Annotated in this window: 18 protein-coding genes and 2 tRNA genes; 14 read left to right on the plus strand and 6 right to left on the minus strand. The window is 32.8% G+C overall.

From position 1 onward, the window contains the following. Positions 1–1,060: 1,060 nt before the first annotated feature. The 4 genes from NTX22_04465 to NTX22_04480 all read right to left on the minus strand — a co-directional run bounded on the left by NTX22_04465 (position 1,061) and on the right by NTX22_04480 (position 4,208). Positions 1,061–1,540, minus strand: a complete 480-nt coding sequence (locus NTX22_04465) for a Rieske (2Fe-2S) protein (protein ID MCX6149759.1) — start codon at positions 1,538–1,540, stop codon at positions 1,061–1,063. 613 nt (positions 1,541–2,153) lie between these two features. Further along, positions 2,154–2,786: an ATP-dependent Clp protease proteolytic subunit gene (locus NTX22_04470; protein ID MCX6149760.1), complete on the minus strand. Its 633-nt coding sequence runs from the start codon at positions 2,784–2,786 to the stop codon at positions 2,154–2,156. Beyond that, positions 2,786–4,096: a trigger factor gene (gene tig, locus NTX22_04475; protein MCX6149761.1), complete on the minus strand. Its 1,311-nt coding sequence runs from the start codon at positions 4,094–4,096 to the stop codon at positions 2,786–2,788. The genes NTX22_04470 and tig overlap by 1 nt, the downstream gene beginning before the upstream one ends. A gap of 28 nt (positions 4,097–4,124) precedes the next feature. Beyond that, a tRNA-Leu gene (locus NTX22_04480) sits at positions 4,125–4,208 on the minus strand. Between the two features lie 330 nt (positions 4,209–4,538). Here NTX22_04480 and NTX22_04485 point away from each other — a divergent pair. The 11 genes from NTX22_04485 (at position 4,539) to NTX22_04535 (ending at position 19,491) form a co-directional block, all read left to right on the plus strand. After that, positions 4,539–6,437, plus strand: a complete 1,899-nt coding sequence (locus NTX22_04485; GenBank protein ID MCX6149762.1) for a YCF48-related protein — start codon at positions 4,539–4,541, stop codon at positions 6,435–6,437. A 24-nt stretch (positions 6,438–6,461) separates the two neighbouring features. Then, the gene (locus NTX22_04490) at positions 6,462–8,681 is read left to right on the plus strand and encodes a hypothetical protein (protein MCX6149763.1); all 2,220 of its coding nucleotides are present in this window, start codon (positions 6,462–6,464) and stop codon (positions 8,679–8,681) included. A gap of 21 nt (positions 8,682–8,702) precedes the next feature. Further along, positions 8,703–10,130, plus strand: a complete 1,428-nt coding sequence (locus NTX22_04495; GenBank protein MCX6149764.1) for a CCA tRNA nucleotidyltransferase — start codon at positions 8,703–8,705, stop codon at positions 10,128–10,130. Positions 10,131–10,391: 261 nt separating this feature from the next. Next, on the plus strand, positions 10,392–11,744 hold the full coding sequence (locus tag NTX22_04500) for a TolC family protein (protein ID MCX6149765.1): 1,353 nt from the start codon (positions 10,392–10,394) through the stop codon (positions 11,742–11,744). A gap of 26 nt (positions 11,745–11,770) precedes the next feature. After that, positions 11,771–13,066, plus strand: coding sequence for an efflux RND transporter periplasmic adaptor subunit (locus tag NTX22_04505; GenBank protein MCX6149766.1), 1,296 nt, complete (start codon positions 11,771–11,773; stop codon positions 13,064–13,066). Positions 13,067–13,167: 101 nt separating this feature from the next. Continuing rightward, on the plus strand, positions 13,168–13,887 hold the full coding sequence (locus NTX22_04510; GenBank protein ID MCX6149767.1) for an ABC transporter ATP-binding protein: 720 nt from the start codon (positions 13,168–13,170) through the stop codon (positions 13,885–13,887). A 21-nt stretch (positions 13,888–13,908) separates the two neighbouring features. Next, positions 13,909–15,144 (plus strand): ABC transporter permease, encoded by a 1,236-nt coding sequence (locus NTX22_04515; protein ID MCX6149768.1) that lies wholly within the window; start codon positions 13,909–13,911, stop codon positions 15,142–15,144. 8 nt (positions 15,145–15,152) lie between these two features. Further along, the gene (locus tag NTX22_04520; GenBank protein MCX6149769.1) at positions 15,153–16,376 is read left to right on the plus strand and encodes an ABC transporter permease; all 1,224 of its coding nucleotides are present in this window, start codon (positions 15,153–15,155) and stop codon (positions 16,374–16,376) included. 124 nt (positions 16,377–16,500) lie between these two features. Then, complete coding sequence (locus tag NTX22_04525) at positions 16,501–17,736, plus strand: ABC transporter permease (GenBank protein ID MCX6149770.1); 1,236 nt, start codon at positions 16,501–16,503, stop codon at positions 17,734–17,736. Between the two features lie 67 nt (positions 17,737–17,803). Beyond that, entirely contained in the window at positions 17,804–19,036 is a 1,233-nt protein-coding gene (locus NTX22_04530) for an ABC transporter permease (protein MCX6149771.1), read from the plus strand. A 167-nt stretch (positions 19,037–19,203) separates the two neighbouring features. Beyond that, complete coding sequence (locus NTX22_04535; protein MCX6149772.1) at positions 19,204–19,491, plus strand: hypothetical protein; 288 nt, start codon at positions 19,204–19,206, stop codon at positions 19,489–19,491. Between the two features lie 225 nt (positions 19,492–19,716). Here the strand turns inward: NTX22_04535 and NTX22_04540 are convergent, their stop codons facing one another. Next, the gene (locus NTX22_04540) at positions 19,717–20,052 is read right to left on the minus strand and encodes a hypothetical protein (protein MCX6149773.1); all 336 of its coding nucleotides are present in this window, start codon (positions 20,050–20,052) and stop codon (positions 19,717–19,719) included. Positions 20,053–20,417: 365 nt separating this feature from the next. On the opposite strand from NTX22_04540, the gene NTX22_04545 reads away from it, so the two are divergent. The 3 genes from NTX22_04545 (at position 20,418) to tadA (ending at position 22,035) form a co-directional block, all read left to right on the plus strand. Continuing rightward, entirely contained in the window at positions 20,418–21,245 is an 828-nt protein-coding gene (locus NTX22_04545) for a hypothetical protein (protein MCX6149774.1), read from the plus strand. A gap of 144 nt (positions 21,246–21,389) precedes the next feature. After that, a tRNA-Arg gene (locus NTX22_04550) sits at positions 21,390–21,463 on the plus strand. A 128-nt stretch (positions 21,464–21,591) separates the two neighbouring features. Further along, positions 21,592–22,035 (plus strand): tRNA adenosine(34) deaminase TadA, encoded by a 444-nt coding sequence (gene tadA, locus NTX22_04555; GenBank protein ID MCX6149775.1) that lies wholly within the window; start codon positions 21,592–21,594, stop codon positions 22,033–22,035. A gap of 39 nt (positions 22,036–22,074) precedes the next feature. Here tadA and NTX22_04560 read toward each other — a convergent pair whose 3' ends face one another. Continuing rightward, a complete protein-coding gene (locus tag NTX22_04560) occupies positions 22,075–23,640 on the minus strand; it encodes a glycosyl hydrolase family 28-related protein (protein MCX6149776.1) in 1,566 nt (521 codons plus the stop codon). Between the last annotated feature and the right edge of the window lie 8 nt (positions 23,641–23,648).

Below are 23,648 nucleotides of genomic sequence, written 5' to 3' on the forward strand. Positions count from 1 at the left end.
CGGTATAAAACGCCGTTTTTTTATCCAAATTATAAGGCTGTGAAAAAAGAGGCAAATTAAATTTATGGATAATTAACTTCGGAATACAAGACAACGGAAAAATAACTGCTCTGGCAAGTAGATTTTAACACAGCCTCTAAAGGACGTGGTTACTCCAAATATATTATGTTTAAAGTGATTCAATTATTTTTTATGTGCAAAGAATAAAAACAGAAATAAAACATTTATATAACAAAATATATTTTTCTTATACCGCCACTTACTTTATTATTTTGTGTCTGTTCAGCATTAAAAAGTAAATAGCACTGTAACAAATTCTTTTTTCATTGAGGATGTTTTTGAGTAGTGTATATTAAGCCCCTCCCCAACTTATTGAAGATTCTTAAAAATATTACTATAAGAACAAATTAGAAAAGAAAAATCCTGCTGATAATAATTTTTTCAATCGTATTTTTATTTCAATTAAGGCAGGATTGTCTTTTTTCTAAACGCAAACTGTAAAATTAAAACTTTAAAGTCAAGTGTAATTTAAGAAAATTTGAAATCGTGTAGTAACTCTTTAGAAATGTCATTGATACTACAAATTAGAAATTGTAATACTGAATGAAGCAAAGCGAAATGAAGAATCTCTATGTTAATAATGGTACTTACTTTTATATAGGCGTTAGATTCTTCGCTCGAAACCCTGTCTGCCGACAAAGGCAGGCCTGTCTGCCGACAAAGGCAGGTTCTCCCAGAATGACATATTCGAGTTGCGCAACAGACTCCGCCGGCAAAGACCGGGATTGCCAAATTCAAATTATTAATTTCGAATAACGAAATTTGGAAAATAGAAAATTGGAACTTGATTATTTATGTACTTCATTTACTCAGCCTGTTGCAAAACTCTAAATGTCATTCTGGGCGAATCATCAAGCGAAAGAATCTCAAAAATATAATTATCGAATGGCAGAATTAGCTGATATTCTAATTGGAGATTCCTTCACTCTGTTTTACTACCTTTGGAATTGCGGTTGTACAACAACATCTACTGAAATACAAATTAACCAAATAGTGAAACCTAAACTATTTTTATAGTTAGCTGATTATTAGAAAACGTTGTTTGATATTTATGCAACCCTGCTGAAGCTGGTCCCTGGGCAACCTGACCATCAACACTAAAGCGCGAACCGTGACATAGACAAACAAACTGGCTGGTTTTTGAGTCGAAGTTATTAATTCCACATCCCTGGTGTGTGCATATCGGTGAAATTGCATTAAAGGTACTGCTGGCTGGATGATCAACCAGAACACTACCAGATTGATAATTAACAATTGCTGCTGCCCCTGTGTTTGCTAACGGAGATGATGAATCAATATTTATAACAACACTTCCATTTGCTAAAGCTGCATTAATTGTTTGTAAAGTAGAACCAGGATTAGTTGGATTTGTACCCTGATCATTACAGCTTTCTAAAAACGGACCTAATGTTATTGGTAAAGCTAAAAGTGTTGCACCTGGAATTGTTTTTATAAAGAACTCTCTGCGTGTCACGTTCATGTCTTTGCTCCTTGTTGTTGTTTCTATTTTTTTAAAAAGTGTTAATTAGTAATTCACCTTACCCAAAAATATTATTAATTGCCATCCTGGGAATAATGACATCTTGCGTAACGTGAATTAGAAAGTTGATGCCAACGAACAGCAGGTAGGTTTGATATTTAAGTAAATGAAAATTTTTTACCATTTTGCAGACATTGGATTAACTATTTATTGAAGGAAAAATTAAACTGTAGAAACAATTATGCAGAAGCCCTTTTCTATTTTGGACAACAAATAAATTAGAAAGGTTCCCAAAAACAAATTAGGAATTACGAATGACGAATTACGAAATTTGGGATTAGAAAATGGTAATTCGTAATTCGTAATTCGTAATTGCTAATTCGTAATTCTACATGGTAAACTGTTCATTGTTTGATTAAATAATTGGGTTACCTTTAGTAAATTTAAAACTACATAAGCATCTTTAACAGGTTCACACAAAAGGAACATTTTGCCCAGAATGACAATTAATATTTTTTGTGTAAGGTAAGTTGGTAATTTGTGTTTGAAAAACAAGAAACCCCCGCAATTGCTGGCGAGGGTTTCTTTAAAAGTAATTATTTATTAACAGGATTTATTTTTTCTCTTTGTCTTTATCAGGGATAATTCTGTTAACAAAGATATGATCTATCAATTTATAGTCCTTTGCTTCTTCCGGGGACATATAATAATCGCGGTCGCAATCCTTGGTAATTTGTTCCATATCTTTACCGGTGTGTTCAGCAAGAATTTCATAAAGCAAATTTCTTGTCTTTATCATTTCTTTAGCATGGATTTCAATATCACTTGTTTGTCCCTGCAATCCGCTAACCCATGGTTGGTGTATTAATATCCTTGAATGTGGTAAAGATGATCTTTTGCCTGCCGCACCTCCAGCTAATAAAATGGCTCCCATGCTTGCAGCCATTCCAACACAGATAGTTGCTACATCCGGTTTGATATATTTCATTGTGTCATAAATAGCTAAACCGGCAGATACAGAACCACCTGGCGAGTTGATGTACAAGTTAATATCCTTTTCAGCATCTTCAGCTTCTAAGAAAATTAATTGAGCAATAGCAAGACTTGCAATGTGGTCGTCTATTGGTGTTCCAATAAAAATAATTCTATCCCTTAATAACCGGGAGAAAATATCCATACCGCGTTCACCGCGCCCGGTTTGTTCTATTACATAAGGTACAAGCTGATTATAAATTTCCTGTTTCATTATCCCTCTGATTCGTTTGTTTTTGGTTTTAAATCGTCTGGATTTATTATTTTAATTTTATTATTCTTTTTTAAGAAATCGATTATTTTATTTTCTAATAACACTTCCATCTTGTTCGTGTCGTTATAAAATTTAAGCAGCTTATCAACAGATATTCCTGTTTCGGCAGCTTCTTTTTCAGCACTTTCTTTCAATTCGTTTTGCTCAACTGAAATATTTTCTTTCTTAGCAAGGCTTGCAATAATAATCTGCCATTTAGCACTCCACTCTGCCTGCTTATGCAGGTGTTTCTCTGCTTCCTTAGCATCAAAGTGCTTATGTCCATCACGCTTTGCTTTTTCCTCTTCAATTGCAAGCATATTATCCAAAACTTTATGAACAAAACCGTGTGGCGGTTCAAAGTCATTATTCTTAACAACAGTATTAAGCAGAGAGTTCACATAAATATCTTCCGATTGCCCATCGTAATAAGCTTGCATGCCTTTTCTAATATTTTCTTTCCATTCTTCCACAGTTTTAAATTTATCTTTAGAAACCTTCTGGACAAATTCATCATTAAATTCAGGCAGTACAATTTTCTTTATAGAAGATATTTTTGCTTCGTAATTAAATTCCTCTTCAATAATTTTCTTTTCACCATTCTCTTCCACTTCCCTGGAATCTTTAAAACTAAAGTTAAAAGTTTCATCAATCTTTTTTCCATTAGCATTTTCAAATATTTGTATGTTAACTCTTTCATCAGAAAGATCAATCGCTAAATCATGCCTCATTTCACCATCAGGTTTTCCATCCGCACCAATTCTTTGCAGGTCAACTGTGATGATGTAATTCTGATCTTCAACAATATTGGCATCTTCCTTTGTGGAGTTTGTTTTAAGAAGGGATAATATTTCTTTATCAATGTGTTCATCCGTTACATGCCATTCAAATTTAGAAATTTCATTATCAGTGTAATTCTTTAATTCCAGTTCCGGCATTACTTCATACAGAATTTTGAAAAATAACTTTGTACCTCTTTCAAAATTCAAGTCGGTCATTTTTGGTGTGCTTAATGGTTTTAATTTTTGTTCTTCAACTATTTCCCAATACTTTTTATTCGCAATTTTTTCTGCAGCTTTATATTCAATCTCATCACCAAACATTTTCTTCAACATAGAAAGCGGTACTTTTCCCTTTCTAAAACCAGGTATTTCAATTTTTTTGGATTCATCTTTGTATGATTGATCAATTTCCGGTTGAATCTCATCGTAACCCAGGGTTACTTCCAATTCGTGTTCATTTGCAGATATAAAATTAATCTTTGTTTCCAATAGATCCTCTTTTTAATTTAAAACCGTGTGCGAGAACGGGGACTCGAACCCCGACACCTGTTCGGTACTAGATCCTAAGTCTAGCGCGTCTACCAAATTCCGCCATTCTCGCAAAATTTAATTTTCTTAACTCTCTAATTCAATATTAAGTGCCAAAATATACTAATAATTAAGATAAAAGCATAAGCGGAGCATCCTGATTAACCAACGCTTGTCTTATAAAATATTAGATTAACTCTCAAATCCTGGGCTAAATGGTAAGAAATTGTTCAATTACTAATTTGTTTGTTAAAGTACTTTTTTTATCCTAACAATTCAGCAATTTTACAATAAGTACTTTTATTACCGTATATGAAATAGTTTTGTTGTGTTTCCTGAATTTAATTTATACTTTACAATCCGTAAAAAATCAATCCTTTTCATTTATTTCAGAGGCAGGTTGATGATTGGCAAAGTGATCAATAGCTATAAAATAATTTCGGAAATTGGGCACGGGGGAATGGGAATTGTTTATAAAGCATTCGATATTAAACTTGAACGATACATTGCAATTAAGTTTTTAGATATTAAGGGTACAAATGTATTTGAGGTTATCCAGCGATTTAAGCAGGAAGCTAAGAACCAGGCTAAGTTAACACATCCAAATATTGTTATTGTCTATGATTTTATCCAGGAAGATAAAATGCTCGGGATTGCCATGGAATATATTGAAGGTGAGACACTTGAGCAGCTTATTCATAGAAAAATTCGGTTGGATATTCATGATGCTATCCACATTTTAACCCAGGTATTAAACGGAATTGAGTACGCACATTCCAAAGGATTTGTACATCGCGATATTAAACCTTCAAACATAATAATTGGTAATGATGGTATAGCCAAAATAATGGATTTCGGAATTTCTAAATCTATTTTTGATGATAAGCTAAATATTGCAAGAAAAAATATTGGAACGCTTCAATACATGAGTCCTGAACAGATACGCGGGGAAAAATCCTTAGAAGCATCTGATATATATTCTTTAGGAATCACTTTCTACGAAATGTTAACAGGTCAAACTCCATTCGATTATCATACAGAAGATGAAATTGTTGATGGTCAATTAAACCAAAAACCTATTAGTGTTTTAGGATATGCACCAGAATTGCCCGTTACAATTGATTTGATCTTTGATAAATTGCTGGCTAAAAATGCGGCTGATAGATTTTTATCTGTTAAAGAATTCAGGCAAAAGTTAGAAAAATTTGAATCAACATTACATTCCGATGTTAAGGGAGAAAACAGGTTAAACATTTTTAAAACAAAAAAATACAAACTGAAAGCTGCAATTTACTCTTCCATAATTGTTTTATTTGGGTTAGGAATGATGTATTTCATAATCACACAAGTATTAACACAATGGAAAAGTGGGAAAAATATTTTATTACTGGAAGATAAATCATCAAAAGACACAATTAAAATTGCTAAACAAAATGGAAAATTAAATTTTGTAAACTTAAAAAGTGGCGTGTATGATGATCTGAATTCTATTTCTTTTATAAATGCATCAATTGGATTTTGCTGTGGAAATAATGGTACAGTTTTAAAGACAAAAGATTCCGGTTCAACTTGGAATAAAATTATTCTACCATATAGATTTAATTTTACTGACGTCTGCTTTACCAAAGAAGGATTTGGTTTTATGATCGGGGATAGTTCTATTATTCTAAAATCCACTGATAATGGAGAAACCTGGAATAAAGTAAACTTAAGCGAAGGTAGCTCTTTGATAAGAATTAAATTTATAGACGATAAAAATGGATTTATTCTTGGTAATAAAGGATTTTTAATGAAAACTTCTGATGGTGGAAACCAATGGAGATCTATTATTACAAAATCTCAAAACATCCTTTTTGATTTGGCATTCTATAATAAAAAAAGTGGCTTTATTGTTGGGTGGAACGGAGAAGTTTTAAAGACAACTGATTTAGGGGAAACCTGGAGTAATCAAAATAGTATTGGCAGCAATTATCTTAAAGCTATAACATTTTTAAATGCTAAAGATGGTTTTGTAATCGGAAGTTCCGGTAATTTATTTGTTACTGTTGATTCCGGAGATGAGTGGAATAAAATAGAAACAACATTTACCGATGCACTATTCGATTTAACATTTGTGGGTAAATTAAATTGTTATATAGTTGGTGCAAAAGGCAGGGTTTTGTTTTCACAGGATGGTGGAAAGAACTGGAACTCTGATGCCGTAAAATCCTACACAACATTAAAACGGATTATTTCTACATCAAACGGAAATATATTTGCAGTTGGTGTAAATGGTTCCATCATTAAATTGAAATTGAATTAATAAACTATCTTCTTTACAATCCGAATGAATATAAAATCCAGATCCACTATAATAATTGCCGGAATTATTTTCTTATTTAATATAATTCTTTTGTTTTTCCCGCTTGTAAATATTTTGGGATATGAATCAGCAGTTCTAAATGCGGTCTTGCTTGCATTTTTATCCGGGATTTATTCGATAAAACTTTTTAAATCATTAAAAGAAGAATATAACCACCAACACTTTTTCCATCTTTTATTAAATGGACTTTTAACTTTTCTTCTTATCCCGATTTTAATTTTTGTAGTAGCTTCATTCTTCATTTTGAATTGCTCCTTAGTTGATGGATTTATTTTTTATTTAGTTCTAACCATTCCTTCAGCAATAATTGGTTGTTGCTTGGGCATAATTAGTTTCGAAATGCTCAATAGATTTCAATCAACATTTTTCATACTTACTTTTTTTATCATTTTGTTTTTGCCAATCCTGGATATTTTTTATAATTGCCAGATTTATTTTTACAATCCATTTATTGGATTTTTCCCTGGGACAATTTATGATGAATCCATTTACGTGGATTGGAGGTTAATCAGTTATCGAATCCTGAACCTGATTTATTTTGTTGGCGTTGCTGCTGTATTTTTCAGAATTGATTTGCTTAAGAATTTTTTAGGTAAGTATTCCAAAATCGCAATAACATTAACAGCAATTGTGGTTGCATCAATTTTCTTTTTATTCAATCAAAAGCTAAGTTATTCAGAAAATGAAATGTCAATTGCAGAAACTCTTGGTGGAAACCTTGAGACCGAACATTTTAATATATTTTACGATAATTCAATTAATAAAAAAAAATTAGAACTTATTGGACTTAGCTGCGAATATTATTACGAAATTGGTTGTGAATATTTCAAAGTCAAACCTCAATCCAAAATAACAGCATTTATATTCCTGGATTCTGAACAGAAAAGAAAATTAATTGGTGCAGGTAATGCAGATGTTGCAAAACCGTGGCTGAACCAGGTTTATATTGAATTTGAAAACTATGAATCAACTTTACAGCACGAGATTGCTCATTGTCTCACATCAGAATTTGGTGTAACTCCGTTTAAAATATCCGCTTCATTTAATGCTGCTTTGTTAGAAGGTATAGCTTCTGCCAGTGTAGATATTTCCGATGAGCATTCACTTCATTATTTGGCGAAATTAGCATACAACAATGGAATTTGGTTTCCATTAAGTAAATTGTTTTCGGGGCTCAATTTCTTCAATCAATTATCAACTTTATCTTACATCTATTCCGGCTCATTTGTAAAATTTTTAGTAGATAAATATGGAATTGATAATTTTAAGAAAATTTATTCCGGTGAAGATTTTTTGCTGGTATATAAAAAATCCATAAATAATCTTGAAAAGGAATATTTAGCTTTTTTAAAAGCACAAAATTTTAAAAATAATAAACACGAAGCATTACTTTATTTTGGAAGGAAACCTATCTTCAAAAAAGTATGTGCCAGATTTCTTGCTGAACAAATGGAGATTGCAGGGAATAAATTTAATTCAGGAAATTTTAAGGAAGCGAAGATAAAATTCAAGCAATTATCTGAATACTCTGATTCATATGGTGCGTTGGTTGGTTATATAAACTGTCTATCCAAATTGAATGAAGATAAATCAGCTTTAAAAACTTTACAATCCAATATCTCTAAATACGATTCCACTTCATATATTTATAATTTACAACTCCTCCTGGCAGATCAATGTGTCTTAAATAAAAAATTAGAAATGGCTGATTCAATTTATTCTGTGTTGATAAATGAAAATTCTTCACCAAGATTTTTAGCATTAACTTTAACCAGAAAAAATTTAATAAAGGATTCAACTATTATATTATCTTATCTTAAAGGAAGTAATTTTGACAAATTTGAAATTCTAAAACAATTAAATAGAGATTCTATTGTTTTTGCTACCATTCCATTGATGATAAATTTGTCCGCAGATTTACATCAAAATTATAATAGTTTTATTAAATTATTTGAAAGTGTGGATAAAGCGAATAATTTCATTTCAAGTTATGGATTAAGAAAATTGTCCGGTTATGCATTTAATAATCTTGATTTTGATGGAGCAAAACAATTTGCTGTTAAAGCGTTAAATTATAAAGAAGATTTGGAGTTGAATGAAGTTATTAAGACAGAACTAAAACGAGCTAATTGGTTCTATAACTTTGCGCCGGAAGTTCAGACTAAGTTTATCTGGAAAAAATAGTTGATTTAAAAAAGGAATTATTTGGAAAACTTTAAAACAAAAATAAAAGAATTATCAAAATACCTTTTCGCTAACAAAACTTTTTTACTTGCATCTGAAGTTGCAGAACGATTAAATGTAAAAGTGTTTATTGTTGGCGGTTTTGTTAGAGATTTTCTTTTGGGAAGAACGTTTGACGAATTTGATTTACTTATTGTCGGTAATGGAATTGAGTTTTCTGCAGCATTCGCAAAACAATTAAGAGTGAGTCAGATTTCTATTTACAGAAATTTTGGAACTGCACATTTTAAATACAAAGATTTTAATTATGAGTTTGTTGGTGCAAGAAAAGAATCGTACAAACACGATAGTAGAAATCCTATTGTGGAAGCAGGCACTTTTGAGGATGATATAAGCCGCCGTGATTTTACAATCAACACTTTGGCGGTTTCCTTAAATAAAGATAATTATGGGGAGCTCATTAATTTATTCGATGGAATAAATGATCTTGAAAAAAGAATAATCAAAACGCCGCTTAATCCATTAATTACATTTGATGATGATCCACTTAGAATGATGCGTGCAATACGATTTGCTTCTCAACTTGATTTTGAGGTTGATGAAAACGTTAAAGAATCTGCAAGAGAATTATCAGCCCGATTAAAAATAATTTCGCAGGAAAGAATAACAGATGAGTTCTTAAAAATTCTTGCTTCAGCAAAACCTTCTGTTGGATTAAAACTACTTTACAATACTGGATTGATGGATATTATTTTTCCGGAAATATCAAGATTGGCTGGTGTAGATCAGAGAAAAGATTATCATCATAAAGATGTTTTCATCCATACTTGTATGGTTGTAGATAATATTTCTCTTGCGACAAATAATATTTGGTTAAGATTTGCTGCTTTAATGCATGATATAGCTAAGCCTCAAACTAAAAGATTTGTGGAAGGAATCGGCTGGACATTTCACGGACATGAAGAAATTGGAGCCCGTTGGATGGAGGAAATATTTCATCACTTAAAGCTGCCGCTTACTAAGCTTGATTATGTTACCAAATTAGTCAGGCTTCATCTTAGACCAATTGCTTTAGTTGATGAAGAAGTTACAGATTCAGCTATCAGAAGATTTATTGTATCTGCCGGAGAAGATCTGGAAGATTTAATTACTCTTTGCCGTGCAGATATTACAAGCAAGGATATAAAGAAAGTTTCCAAATATCTTTCCAATTACGAAACTGTAATGAACAAAGTGCGTGATGTATTAGAGAAAGACCGGTTGCGTTCTTTTCAATCTCCGGTGCGTGGTGAAGAGATTATGGAAATCTGCAAAATATCTCCATCAAGAAAAGTTGGAGAAATTAAGAAAGCAATTGAAGAGGCCATTCTTGATGGTAAGATTGGAAACAATTATGAAGAAGCATATCAATACCTTCTGCAAATTAAAGATGAATTACTAAATAAATAATTGTAAAATCATCTTTTATTTTTCAATTATGAATTTCAAATTACGAATTACGAATTCATTATCTGAGATTTTTTAGTTTGTAAATCAATATTCGGATTCAGAAAAATTCATTCATTCTCACTTGTAAAAAAATGTCATCGTTTTAGCAATTCCAATTATTATTTAATATTTTTTATATCGTAATGTAACTTTTTGTAAAAATCACTCGTCAAAATGCCATACGTTACAAAATAATTGATGATATAGTATAAGGAGTAACTAATGCGTCTTTATCTTTCCCTGTTATTATTACTAATTATTTCAATGGGCACTTATGCTCAAAGAACACTTACTCTTGATGAAGCTATTAAAATAGCTCTCCAAAAAAATACCGTTTTAGAAAAAGGTATGAACAACCTTGAAGCAACCAAATCAAATTTGAAGAGTGCTTACGGTGGCTTGTTACCTTCTGTCGGGGCTGGCGGTTCATGGGGATGGTCAAGACGGGTTCAAAATATTCAAACATCTTCAAGTTCTCAATATGGTTATGTAGTTAACCCAGCTCTTACAATTGAAAGTAGAAATTACAGAGTAAATGTTGGTGCTAACTGGACTTTGTTTGATGGTCTGGCAAATTTCTCATCCATTTCTCAAAGTAAAAACAATCTGGAATCCGCCGAGCTTAGCCTGCAAAGACTAAAGCAAGATATAGTTTTTGAAATTATCTCCCGGTACTATGCGGTTCTAAATGCAACGCAGTTATTGAAGGTTAGAGAAGATGATTTAGTTTGGAATCAAAAAAATCTTGATGTGATAAATGAAAAAAACAAACTTGGATCAGTTACACTTGCAGATGTTTACGCTGCACAAGTTAGAGTTGGTAACTCAGAGTTGGCATTAATCCAGGCTAAAAATGATTATGAAACACTTCAAAGTGATTTATTAAATGCTCTTGGAATTGATGTCTTTCAGGATGTAACACTTGTTGATCCTGTTACCAATGATGCCGCTGGTCTTCAAGCTGGAAAAATTATGATTGCTGATTACAAAGATCTGAGTCAAGGTGTAGAACAATCATTAAAAAACAGGTATGATTACCAAAGTACTCTACTTAGTTTGGAAAGTGCCAATGATGGAATTACTATAGCTAAAAGCGGATATCTTCCAAGACTTACAAACAGTTATGGTTTTGATATGAATGCAAATACGCCAAGTGAACTAAAAGATTCTAAGACCTATTCTATCGGCTTATCATTAGATATTCCTATTTTTAGTGGTTGGTCTACAGAATCCAGCGTTCAGTTTGCTAAAGTTAATGCGATGAATAAAGAAGTAGAATTGACTGAGCTTGAGCGATCAATTAAAATTAATCTTAAAAAAACTTACCTCGATTTTCAAGCTTCTGAAAAAAGATTGGATGTTAGTGAAAAAAATGTTCTATCAGCCGAACAAAACAGAAGGATAGAACAAGAGAAATATAATCTTGGCGCAAGCTCGTTGGTAAATCTATTACTTGCCAGTTCAGAATACACATTGGCACTTCAAACTAGTATAAATAACAGGTTTGAATTCTTCAGATTGAAATCTCAGTTAGAGTATTATCTTGGAATTTTAGACTTTAAGAAATTCGAATAAAAATTTTTGTAAGGGAGTATATTACAATGGCTAAAAATGGTAACAACAAAAAGAAATCAAAGAAAAAGATTTACATCTTTAGTGGAATTGGTGCTTTAGTTTTAATCTTGGTTCTTTTAGTAATCTTTAGTGGAAACAAAGAACAAATTATTACAGTCCAAACAGATGAAGTTAAGAAAAGAGATATTACTCAAGTAGTAACAGCAACTGGAAAGATAAATCCTGAGTACCAGGTTATTATTACACCAGAGGTTACGGGTGAAATTGTTGATCTTCCAGTTAAAGAAGGAGAACAGGTTAGGAAAGGTCAGCTACTTATAAGAATAAAGCCCGATACATATGCTGCACAAAGAGATAGAGTTGCAGCAAACCTGGAATCAGCAAAATCTGGTTTAGGAAGGATTAAAGCCCAATTGGATAAGGTAAAATCGGATTATGAAAGAGTACAAGGATTATATGATAAAAAGTTATCCAGCGATTCTGAACTTGAACTTGCCAAATCAAATTATCTTTCTACAAAGAGTGAATATGAAGGTCAGCAATCATCGGTAATTCAGGCTCAGGCATCACTAAAAGAAGCGCAGGAACAATTATATAAAACAACAATTTATTCACCAATGAACGGAACGGTTTGCGCACTGAATGTTGAACTTGGTGAAAGAGTTCTTGGCAGCGGATTCAGTCAGGGAACAAATATTATGACCGTGGCTGATTTATCACAAATGGAAGCAACTGTTGAAGTTGATGAAAATGACGTTGTATTAGTTTCCATTGGCGATACTTCCCGAATATCTATTGATGCATATGGTGAAAAAGATTTTAAAGGTGTTGTTTCTGAAATTGCAAACAGTGCAAAAACCACTGGCTTAGGAACTCAACAGGAAGTTGTTAACTTTGAAGTTAAAATAAGGTTTATTGATATCGATAAAAATGTTCGCCCAGGAATGTCTTGCAATGCTAACGTTGAGACTGAAACTAAAAAAGGTGTATTCGCAGTTCCTATACAAAGTGTAACTGCTAGAGGCAAAATGCAGGAAGTGAAAAAAGAAGGTGAGGATGAAGCCACTACAGTTAAAAATGAAACTAAAAAAGATAAGAAACCAAAAGAAGTTGTATTCTTAGCTGATAATAACAAAGCAAAGATGGTTGAAGTTGAAACTGGAATTAGTGATGATAATTATATTGAAGTTAAGAGTGGACTTAAGGGTGGAGAAAAAGTTATAAGCGGACCTTACAGAGCAATCTCCAGGGAACTTCAGGATAAGGCAAATATAAAATTAGAAGCTGGAAAGAAATCTGATAAAGATAAAGCAGCTAAATAGAAATCGGTATAATGGAATAATGAATACTTAAAAAAAATCATTATTCCATTTTTCGTTTCAAATAAATTTTAAAAATTTTTAAGTCTGGAAAATTTATGAACATAATCAACATAGAACACATTGCAAAAATTTATCAGGTTGGTTCAGAAGAAGTTCATGCACTTAGGGATGTTACTCTTAATATCAATAAGAATGAATACGTTGCTATAATGGGTCCATCTGGTTCCGGAAAATCAACATTAATGAATATGCTTGGATGTTTAGATACCCCTACAAGTGGTAAATATGAATTTAAAGCAGTAGATGTTAGTAATATGAGTGATAACGATTTGGCTAAAGTTAGGAACAGAGAAATTGGATTTGTATTCCAAACATTTAATTTATTACCGCGTTCAGATGCGCTTCACAATGTAGAACTCCCGCTTATATATGCTGGTGTACCTTCCTCAGAAAGAAAAGAAAGAGCAAGACAGGCATTATATAACGTGGGTTTGGGTGATAGAATTCATCATAAACCAAACGAACTTTCTGGTGGACAAAGACAAAGAGTAGCGGTTGCGCGTGCTCTGGTAACAAATCCATCAATTATTTTAGCAGATGAACCTACAGGTAACCTTGATTCAAAAACTGGTGAAGACATTATGACTTTATTCAATGAAATCTATCTTCAGGGAAATACAATTATTCTTGTTACCCACGAAGAATATATTGCAGAACATGCCGCAAGAATTATAAGATTGCGTGATGGTTTAATTGAACGGGACGAAAAAGTAGCACAAAGATATATTCCACAAGGACAAAAATTAAGTTTTCAACAATAGAAATTATTAAAGAAAGCAGCTATGAAAAACTTCATCTATGAATTAAAAGAGGGGTTGATTATTTCTCTCCGTGCTTTAAGAGCAAATAAAATAAGAGCGGCTCTTACAACACTTGGAATTTTTATAGGTGTTACTTCCGTAGTATTAATGTCTACAGCTATAAAAGGAATAGATGGCGCATTTGAACGTGGTATAAGCTCAATGGGTTCGGACAATCTCTACATCGATAAATGGGCTTGGTTTTCTGATAATGAATGGTGGAAGATAAGGAACAGGAAAAACCTTACTATGGCGGAATATGAAAAATTCAAAGAGATGGCAAAACTACCGGTTGCTGTAGCCCCCACTTTGTGGTCAATTCAAAACCTTAAAAATGGTGCTCAAAAATCAAATGGTGTAGTTGTTAATGGATCTACCAGCGAATATCTTGCGACTACAAATTTTACCTTTAACGAAGGAAGGTTTTTTAATGATCTTGAAAGTAAAGGTTCCAGAAATGTAGCGGTGCTTGGAAGTGACGTTGCTAAAAATCTATTCCAAAATACAAATGCAGTAGATAGAACAATTAAAGTTGGTTCTGTTAATTACCGGGTTGTTGGTGTACTTGCAGAACAAGGTAGTTTTATAATGGGTGCCTGGAATCCTGATAAACAAGTGTTTGTGCCTATTGGAACCTTGTTCAAATATTTTATGTCTGAAAATTTCCGAAGCGTAACAATTGTGGTTCGGGCAAAAAATACGGCTATGGTTGCAGATACTCGGGAGGAAGCTGAAGGAGTTATGCGCAAAGTCCGTGGGTTATCATTTAGTAAGGAAAATGATTTCTCCGTTAATCAGCAGGAAGCATTAACTCAACAATACAATCAAACTGTTGGAGTTATACAAACAGCAGGTTTGTTCATTACTGGCTTGGCTCTTTTTGTTGGCGCTATTGGAATTATGAACATTATGTTTGTTTCTGTAAAAGAAAGAACTAAAGAAATTGGAATTAGAAAAGCTATTGGTGCAAAGAGAAGAACTATTTGGACTCAATTTATAACCGAAGCTACTATCATCTGTTTAATTGGTGGACTTATAGGTCTAATTGGTGCAATCATTTTAAGTTTGATAGTTAACCAATTTTTACCAACATCTATTCAATTTGATTCTGTAATCTTAGCAATTGTAATTTCATTAATAACAGGTTTAATATCCGGCTTTGCTCCTGCCTATACCGCTGCAAAGATGGATCCTGTGGAAGCATTGAGGTATGAGTAATGAGATTTATGGAAGTTTTAATAGTTGCCTTAAACTCGCTGCGCACTAACAAGCTGCGTTCGTTATTAACTATACTTGGAATTGTAGTTGGTATCTTCTCTATCATTTCTATCAGCACAATTCTTACGATGCTTCAGAACAGTATTGAATCAGGAGTATCTCAGCTTGGGCAAAATACATTTCAAATACAAAAATATCCGGCTATGGAAGGTGGTGGTCCGGAGTTCTGGGAAAAGTACCGCAACCGGCATGATTTAACTTTGGAAGAATATTACCGGCTTAAGGATAGACTGACTATTGCACAATCTGTTGGTGCAGAAATGTGGAATTTTGGAAAACAATTAAAATTTGGGAATGTTGAAACAAATCCAAATGTTCAGATTTGCGGAATTACTCCTGAAGCCCAACCAAATAATAAATGGATTGTAGAAGACGGCAGAGCTATAAATAATAATGATGTTGAAAGAGCAGTCCGCGTAATTGTTCTTGGAAAAGATGTTGCTAAAAAATTATTCGTGTATGTTGATCCTATCGGGCAATATGTAAAAGTTGATGGAAATAGACTTCAGGTTATTGGAGTTTATGAAGGACAGGGAGAAATTTTTGGACAGAGCCGGGATAATTTTGCAATTTTACCGATAACTACATATCAAAGTTTTTATGGCAAATATAACCATAGTGTAAATATAACAGTTATGGCTACTGGCCGGGATACTTATGATGCAACAATTGAAGCAGCAATTGGAAATTTTCGTGCAATCAGAAAAGTACCAGCAGGTAAAGATAATGACTTTGATATTTTCTCAAATGAAACAATCTTATCAACAATAAATAACACAACTAAATATGTTGAACTTGGTGCAATAGTAATTGCAGCAATTGCTTTATTAGCCGCCGGTGTTGGCATTATGAATATTATGCTCGTTTCTGTAACTGAAAGAACCAGAGAAATTGGAATTAGAAAAGCGATAGGTGCAAAGAGAATTAATATTTTAATTCAGTTTTTAATTGAATCGGTTGTATTAAGCTTATTTGGAGGCGTACTTGGAATTGTGTTTGGGGTTGCAATTGGCAACCTTGCTGGGACATTTCTTGCGGCTAATCCAACTATCCCACTTACATCTGTAATTGTTGGTATCCTGCTTTGCGTTATAGTCGGAATTACTTTTGGTACGTATCCTGCGTATAAAGCTTCAAACCTGGATCCAATCGAAGCGCTTAGGTATGAATAAAACCCTGGCAACAATTTTTTTGTCTAAAAAACGCAACTTCTTTGTTGCGTTTTTTATTGTTCTGTTTGTAAATAAGAATTAGTTCTAATATTTTTGACAATCAGATTTAAAATTAATTATTAAAATGAAAAATTTTCTTCTCGAATTAAAAGAAGGTGTTATATTTTCTCTGAAATCTCTTAGAGCAAATAAAATGCGTACTGCCCTTACAACACTTGGAATTGTTATTGGAATTGTTGCAGTTACAACTATGCAAACTGCAATAACTGGATTAAGAAATTCATTCCTGGAATCAATCTCAGTAATTGGCACTGATGTTTTATATGTGGAAAAATTTGAATGGTTTGGTGACCAGGACTGGCATTATTACCGCAACAGGAAAGATATAACCTGGGAACAATATGAAAAACTTAAATCCCAATTAAAATTAGCCGGTGCTGTGGTTCCTACAGTTAGATCGCACGGAGAAATTGTAAAACGAAATGAAAAATCTGCTACATCCACTTCTAATTTTGGTACTACAGAAGATTATATAAAAGTAGCTGGCACGTTTCCGGCAAGCGGAAGATTTTTTACTGAACTTGAAGTTAAGGGAGCAAGAAATGTATGCGTTATTGGACAGGATATTGCCGATAAACTTTTTGCAAATGAAGATCCATTGAATAAATTTATCAAAATGAAAGGAGCGCCATTAAAAGTGATTGGAGTTCTGGAAAAACAAGGTAGCGGTTTTTTAGGTGCCGCTAGCGCAGATGGACAGGTTATTCTTCCATTCCAGTTATTTAAAAAATTATTTGGGGAAAGAAGAAATTCTTTCCGGATAGCTATAAAAGCAATAAATCCAAGTCAGCTTATGGATGCAAAGGAAGAAGTAAGAGCGGTTATGCGTACGATACGGAAAGTTCCCCCACATAAGCCGGATGATTTTGCCATAAACCAAATGGAAGCTTTTACAAAAGCATACGATATGATTATAGGAACCATTGCAATTGCAGGACTTGTAATTACTGCCCTGTCTCTTTTTGTTGGTGCAATTGGAATTATGAATATTATGTTCGTTTCAGTAAAAGAAAGAACTAAAGAAATAGGTATACGTAAAGCGATTGGTGCAAAAACCTGGTCTATTCTTATTCAATTTTTAGCGGAAGCTGCAATAATTTGTATACTTGGCGGAATAATAGGTTTAATAATTGCGTTTCCAGTTAGTTTGATTGTAAATCAGTTTATCCCAACTTCAATGCCGTTAGAAATTATAGTTCTTGCCCTGGTTATTTCTGCCTTGGTTGGCGTTGCATCCGGCTTTCTGCCTGCATTTAAAGCAGCTAAAATGAATCCTGTAGAAGCCCTTAGATTTGAATAAATAAAATTTTTATAACTCTTTCTTCAAGTATTTGAAAAAAGAGAAAATAAACAAAACTAAAATTATTATGATCCAAATATTCGAAAGTATATTGATGGCGTTCAACTCGCTAAGAACCAACAAACTAAGATCTTTTCTTACATTAGTTGGAATTGCAGTAGGATTGTTTTCAATCATTGTAGTTATGACGGCAATCTCTGCAATTCAATCAAGTATTGAGGACGCATTCAGCGAAATTGGAACTAATAATATCATAGTTCAAAAATATCCTGCTATCCAGATGGGACCAGGAAGCTGGCGCAAATATCGTAACCGGAAAGATATTACCATTGAGCAAGGCGAACGGTTAAAAGAGATGACAACACTTCCAATCGCAGTAGGCCTCTCACTTGGCAATGATGGAAAAATTGTTAAATATGGTAAAGAACAAACAAATCCAAATGTTTACATTGTTGGTGTAAATACAGATGAGTTTATTACATCAAGCTATATAATTAGTGATGGTAGAGGATTTTCTAAGCAAGATGTTGATTATGCAAGAAATGTATGCATTCTTGGAGAAGACGTAATAATTAAAATATTTAAAACAATAGATCCCATCGGGCAAAAAATTATGGTTGATAATATGACTTTGGAAGTAATTGGGCGTTTTGAGCCTAAAGGAAAAATATTAGGGCAAAGTCAGGATAATTTTGTTATTACACCAATTTCAGTTTTTGCAAAATACTTTGGAGATGATCATCAGTCAGTTGGAATTAATGTGCAGGCTCCGAGTCACGAATTGTTTGATGCTACTGCCGATCAGGTAGTTGGTGCTTTAAGAACAATCCGTAAAGTGCCGCCAGGGCAAGATAATGATTTTGAAATTGTTTCCAATGATCAGTTAGTTACCCAGTTTAATGACATAACTAAATATTTTAAATTTGGCGCTGCAATTATTGCTTTCATTGCCTTGATTGCTGCTGGTGTTGGAATCATGAACATCATGCTTGTTAGCGTTACAGAACGAACCCGCGAAATTGGAATTAGAAAAGCCATTGGTGCTCAGAAGAGAACAATCAGAATTCAATTCCTTGTTGAAGCAATAGCACTTAGTCTTGTAGGTGGAACGGTTGGGATTCTTCTTGGTTTAATCGGCGGAAATATAATTGGAATGTTATTAAGCGCTTCCGTGGTGCTGCCAGTATTTTGGGTTGTTGTTGGTTTAACTGTAACAACAGCAGTTGGACTTATCTTTGGTGTGTACCCAGCCATCAAAGCATCCAACTTAGATCCAATTGAAGCTTTGCGATACGAATAAAGACTTGGACTAAATAAGTTGGAAGTATTCATTTCCTGCTTTCTTACCTTAAGTTGAATATAATTACCAACGCCATTCTCCTAATCCATTATAGATAGTTTCCTACGAATTTTGTATAATAATTATTAAGTGTGTAATTGCTGATAATTATTTCACAGGAGGTTAGTATGATAATTCTTCGGATTGAACATAATGTCCCAAACTTTAATGGATGGAAAAAAGCATTCGATAGTGATCCAATTAACCGTAAGCAATCCGGTGTGCGGCTTTATCGTATTTACCAACCCAAAGATGATCCAAATTATGTTATTGTTGATCTGGAGTTTGATAACTTAAAAAATGCTGAATCTACTTTATCTGCACTCCGAGGTTTATGGATCCAGGTGGAAGGAAAGGTTATGTTTAATCCTCAAACACGAATCTTAAACTTAGTTGAAATAACAGAATTACACTGATAGAAGACCATTTTGCAAATTTTGTTATTGCTCAAATAATTTTTCAGGTAATAGAAGATGCTGATAGAAAAAGGTCATCTCTCCCCCATTCAAAAAGATTGACACAACTGGGAAAAATCAATTTTACTTTACTTCTTAAAATCCAATAGAAGCTGATTGTATTATAACTTCGATTGTATGTTTATATATTACTTTTTATTAGTACTTAATAATGTAGTTTGAAATCTAACTTTTACGAATAAAATGAGGCATTATCTCTGGAATTTCCAAACTAAGTTCAATAAATCCTGAATAGTTGCCATCAATGTACCAGGGAGATTGATAGATCAACTTTTTCTTACCATTTTTTTCAATCGTATAAATATTTGGTTGTCCGCTTTCAAGCATTTTCTTCAACTTTGTTCGCGCAGGTTCTGGATGGCAATCAAGGATATTCGTTCCTATTACCTGTTCCCCATCTTCCTGTTTTTTTGCTTGATCATTCATCTCCATCAGAATACCATTTACATCGCAAACTTCAATCTTACCAGGGAATTCTTTCACCCACTTATGTTTTGCCATTTGTAACTCCTTTGAAATTATGTCCATTGTAGTAATAAATATTTTTAATGAATTAAAAATTGCCGTTGTGTAAAATATTCTTGCAATATATGGTGCGGAAAATATAAAACTTAATCGACTTGTGAAAGCAATGGATTTGTATTTCTGTGAAAATAATTATTTTTTTTGAAAATCTGACATATTCCAAATATTCATCTTTGAAATTTAATCTTGTAACTGTATTTTTGTTTAAGGATGTAGGAATTAGATACTCTCGGGATTTAAAAGAGTTCCCCTATATTTTACCAATTTTTGAATCATCTGTAAATCATTATTTATTGTTAAAAAGATTGTAATTAAACACACTCAACAATTATTTAATTTTTATGAAAAAATCGACTTTACTGTGGATATTTGCAATATTAATTACAATTGCTTCCGCCTACTATCAAAGGGTTACAGGTCCAACGTACCCGGTAACAGGCGAAAAAATGGTGAATGAAAATTCCATCATATATAAATTGGAAAGAAGCCATTCTACTTCATCAAATTACTTAATAAAATTTAAAACAGTTGATAATTCGATTGAAGGATTTTTGGAATGGAAAAGATATAAATCAAATGACCAGACTATTATTGAAAAAATGAAATTTGAAAATGGTTTTCTTTTAGCGGAAATGCCCGCTCAACCAGCCTCCGGTAAATTACAATATAATGTAAAACTGAAAAGTGGAAATAAAATTGTTCTACTTTCTGAACAACCGATAGTTATTAGGTTTAAAGGTGATGTTCCGGGATTTATTTTAATTCCACACATAATTTTTATTTTTTTTGCAATGTTGTTATCCACAAGAACAGGATTAGAAATTTTTAACAGCGACCCAAAACTAAAAATATATACAACCTGGACTTTAATATTTATTGTCCTTGGTGGAATGATATTCGGTCCTTTAACCCAGCTTTATGCATTTGGGGCTTTATGGACAGGAGTACCCTTCGGATTCGATCTTACAGATAACAAAACTCTAATTGCATTAATCGGATGGATAATTGCTGCATATGCATTAAGAAAATATTCGCAGCCAAAACGGTGGATAGCTTTTGCCGCATTGTTGATGTTAGTTGTTTATATAATTCCTCATAGCGTTTTAGGTTCTGAACTTGATTATAGCAAAATTGATAAACAACAAAAATCATTGAATAAAATGATTTAGCATTAGTAACAAGTTAGTTCATTAATACTTCTAATATTTTTTTATTGTTTGATGTATTACTTCATCATAATTTATTTTAATATATTTGAATTGTAGTTAATGTTCCTTGATTCAAACGGATAATTCCAATAACCAAAAATTTTTGCGCCCGTAGCTCAACTGGATAGAGCATCAGACTTCGGATCTGAGGGTTGAGGGTTCGAATCCTTCCGGGCGTACGAATTTAATGTATAATGAATAATGTAAAATTTATAATTACTTCTATTTCAATTTTCTTTCATTGTACATTATAAATTATTCATTTTACATTATTGCTATGCTCTTCTCAGAATTCAATTATAAATTTATGTATTCCGCTTTCTTAGAAGCTGAAAAAGCGCTTGAGGAAGATGAAGTTCCTATTGGTGCGGTGGTTGTCTATCAGAATAAAATCATTGGCAAAGGATATAACCAAACAGAAAAGTTAAAAGACCCTACAGCCCACGCAGAAATAATTGCAATAACAGCTGCAGCTAACCATCTGCAAAATTGGCGATTGAATGAATGCGAACTTTATGTTACAGTAGAACCATGTATAATGTGTACCGGGGCTTCAATCGCGGCAAGAATTAAGTCAATCTACTTTTCTATTTTTGAACCAAAGTTCGGAGCTTGTGGATCTTTGTACAATATTGCTGAAGAAGGAAAAGCAAATCATCAAATAAAAATTTTTACCGGGCTTTTTGCTGAAGAAAGCAACAATTTAATGAAAAAATTTTTTAAGAAGAAACGCCAAGATAAAAATAATTGATTATCTGGTAATACAAATATTTAGTGCCATCACATTTTTTTAATGTGTAATAATCCAGTTGTTTCCGCCATTTATTATTTTAATTTGCGAATATTCACTCCCGGAAAAAGTATAAGTTGCTGAAGAACCATTTATCAATTGATTTTCTGACGGTTTGATTAAAATAGAATTATTAGAGTGGCTTTTAATTACAATAAATTCTTTCCCTAAATAAGTTAATTCAAATAAAGGTAACTGTAAATTGTAATTCGTTTTTTCTGTATTAATCTCAATAATATAATTCTGCGGAGTTAGAATAGAAGAAGTTTGAGAAGCAGAATTGTAACTTCTAAAACTCGCTGGATTCGGAATTTGTAATGCCCCATCCAAACCGCCGGTACATCCTTCAAAAATATAATAATCCATTACGTTATCGTTACAAATGCCGTAATTAAATCTGTTTGTTACGAACATACATCCAATAAGAGAATTATTTCTTGGAATTGACTTTTGGTGATTTATTGATGAGTCAAAAATTGCATAGCTCGATTGCACTCCAGTTCCCGATTGTCCAAACTTGCAGGCAATAAACTTAACACCATAACTCCCAAATCCGTTTTGGTTCGAGATTAATAATACTTCAGGATATGCCGAAATAGTAGGTTTGGTTTTATCCCAATCAAGTCTATCGTTACCATAAAATATTGCATTAGTAAAATTTACATCGAAACATTCTTTTATAACAACCCCCTGTTTATAGTTATATGCCGATTGTAAAATATCGAAATAACAAGCGCCGCTATTATATAGATAAATACCAGATTCTTTATTACCCCATGCATCGCAATTCATAAATCGCATTGCTCCACAGGATTCAAAATGAAATCCATCTTCACCATTTTCGCAAGCCCACACCTTATCAAATGCAACGTCTTCACTTGTGTTAAAATAAAATCCATAACCAGAATTTCTTTTTGCGCATACTTTTTCAAATGTATATTCTCCCTGGTTTTTCCCACTATGGAAACCATCGCCTTTAACATTAAAAATCATAACATCTCTTAAAATAAAATTAGGTCTGTTCACCGGTGGCTTCCTTTCTGGAACATAAAAACCATATGTTTTATTTGTATTTTTTTGTTCTTCCTGGTTGCCATCTAAAGTTATACCTTGAACAATTACATTTTCATAATCCTGATAGTTTCCACTAGTTGCTTCCATCTGATAAGGCTCAATCATATTACAATTAGCATCGTTCAACAAACGGATTACAACAGGTTGATGTTTGAAATAATCCTTATCCCAATCATATGATTGTGTAAAAATCCCACTCAATCCTAACACTGTGCATCTTGGTGGAATTTTTAATGGTCGATCAATCATATAAATACCTTGAGGGAAATAAACAGTTCCTCCTCTCCCACAGTTTATTACTCTTTCTTTTATTGAATCAAGTGCCTGCTGAATATAGCGGGTATCATTATTATGCCCATCCCCTTTTGCACCAAAATTTTTAACATTAAAAATATCGTTTATTGTTCCAGAATTTGGTAATGTACATTCCACTTGTGAGTGTAAAATGTTTAATAGTAAAAATAGATTTATGAGAAGAATTTTTTTTTTCATTTCATTTG

The sequence above is a fragment of the Ignavibacteriales bacterium genome (genome assembly GCA_026390815.1).
GTDB lineage: Bacteria > Bacteroidota > Ignavibacteria > Ignavibacteriales > SURF-24 > JAPLFH01.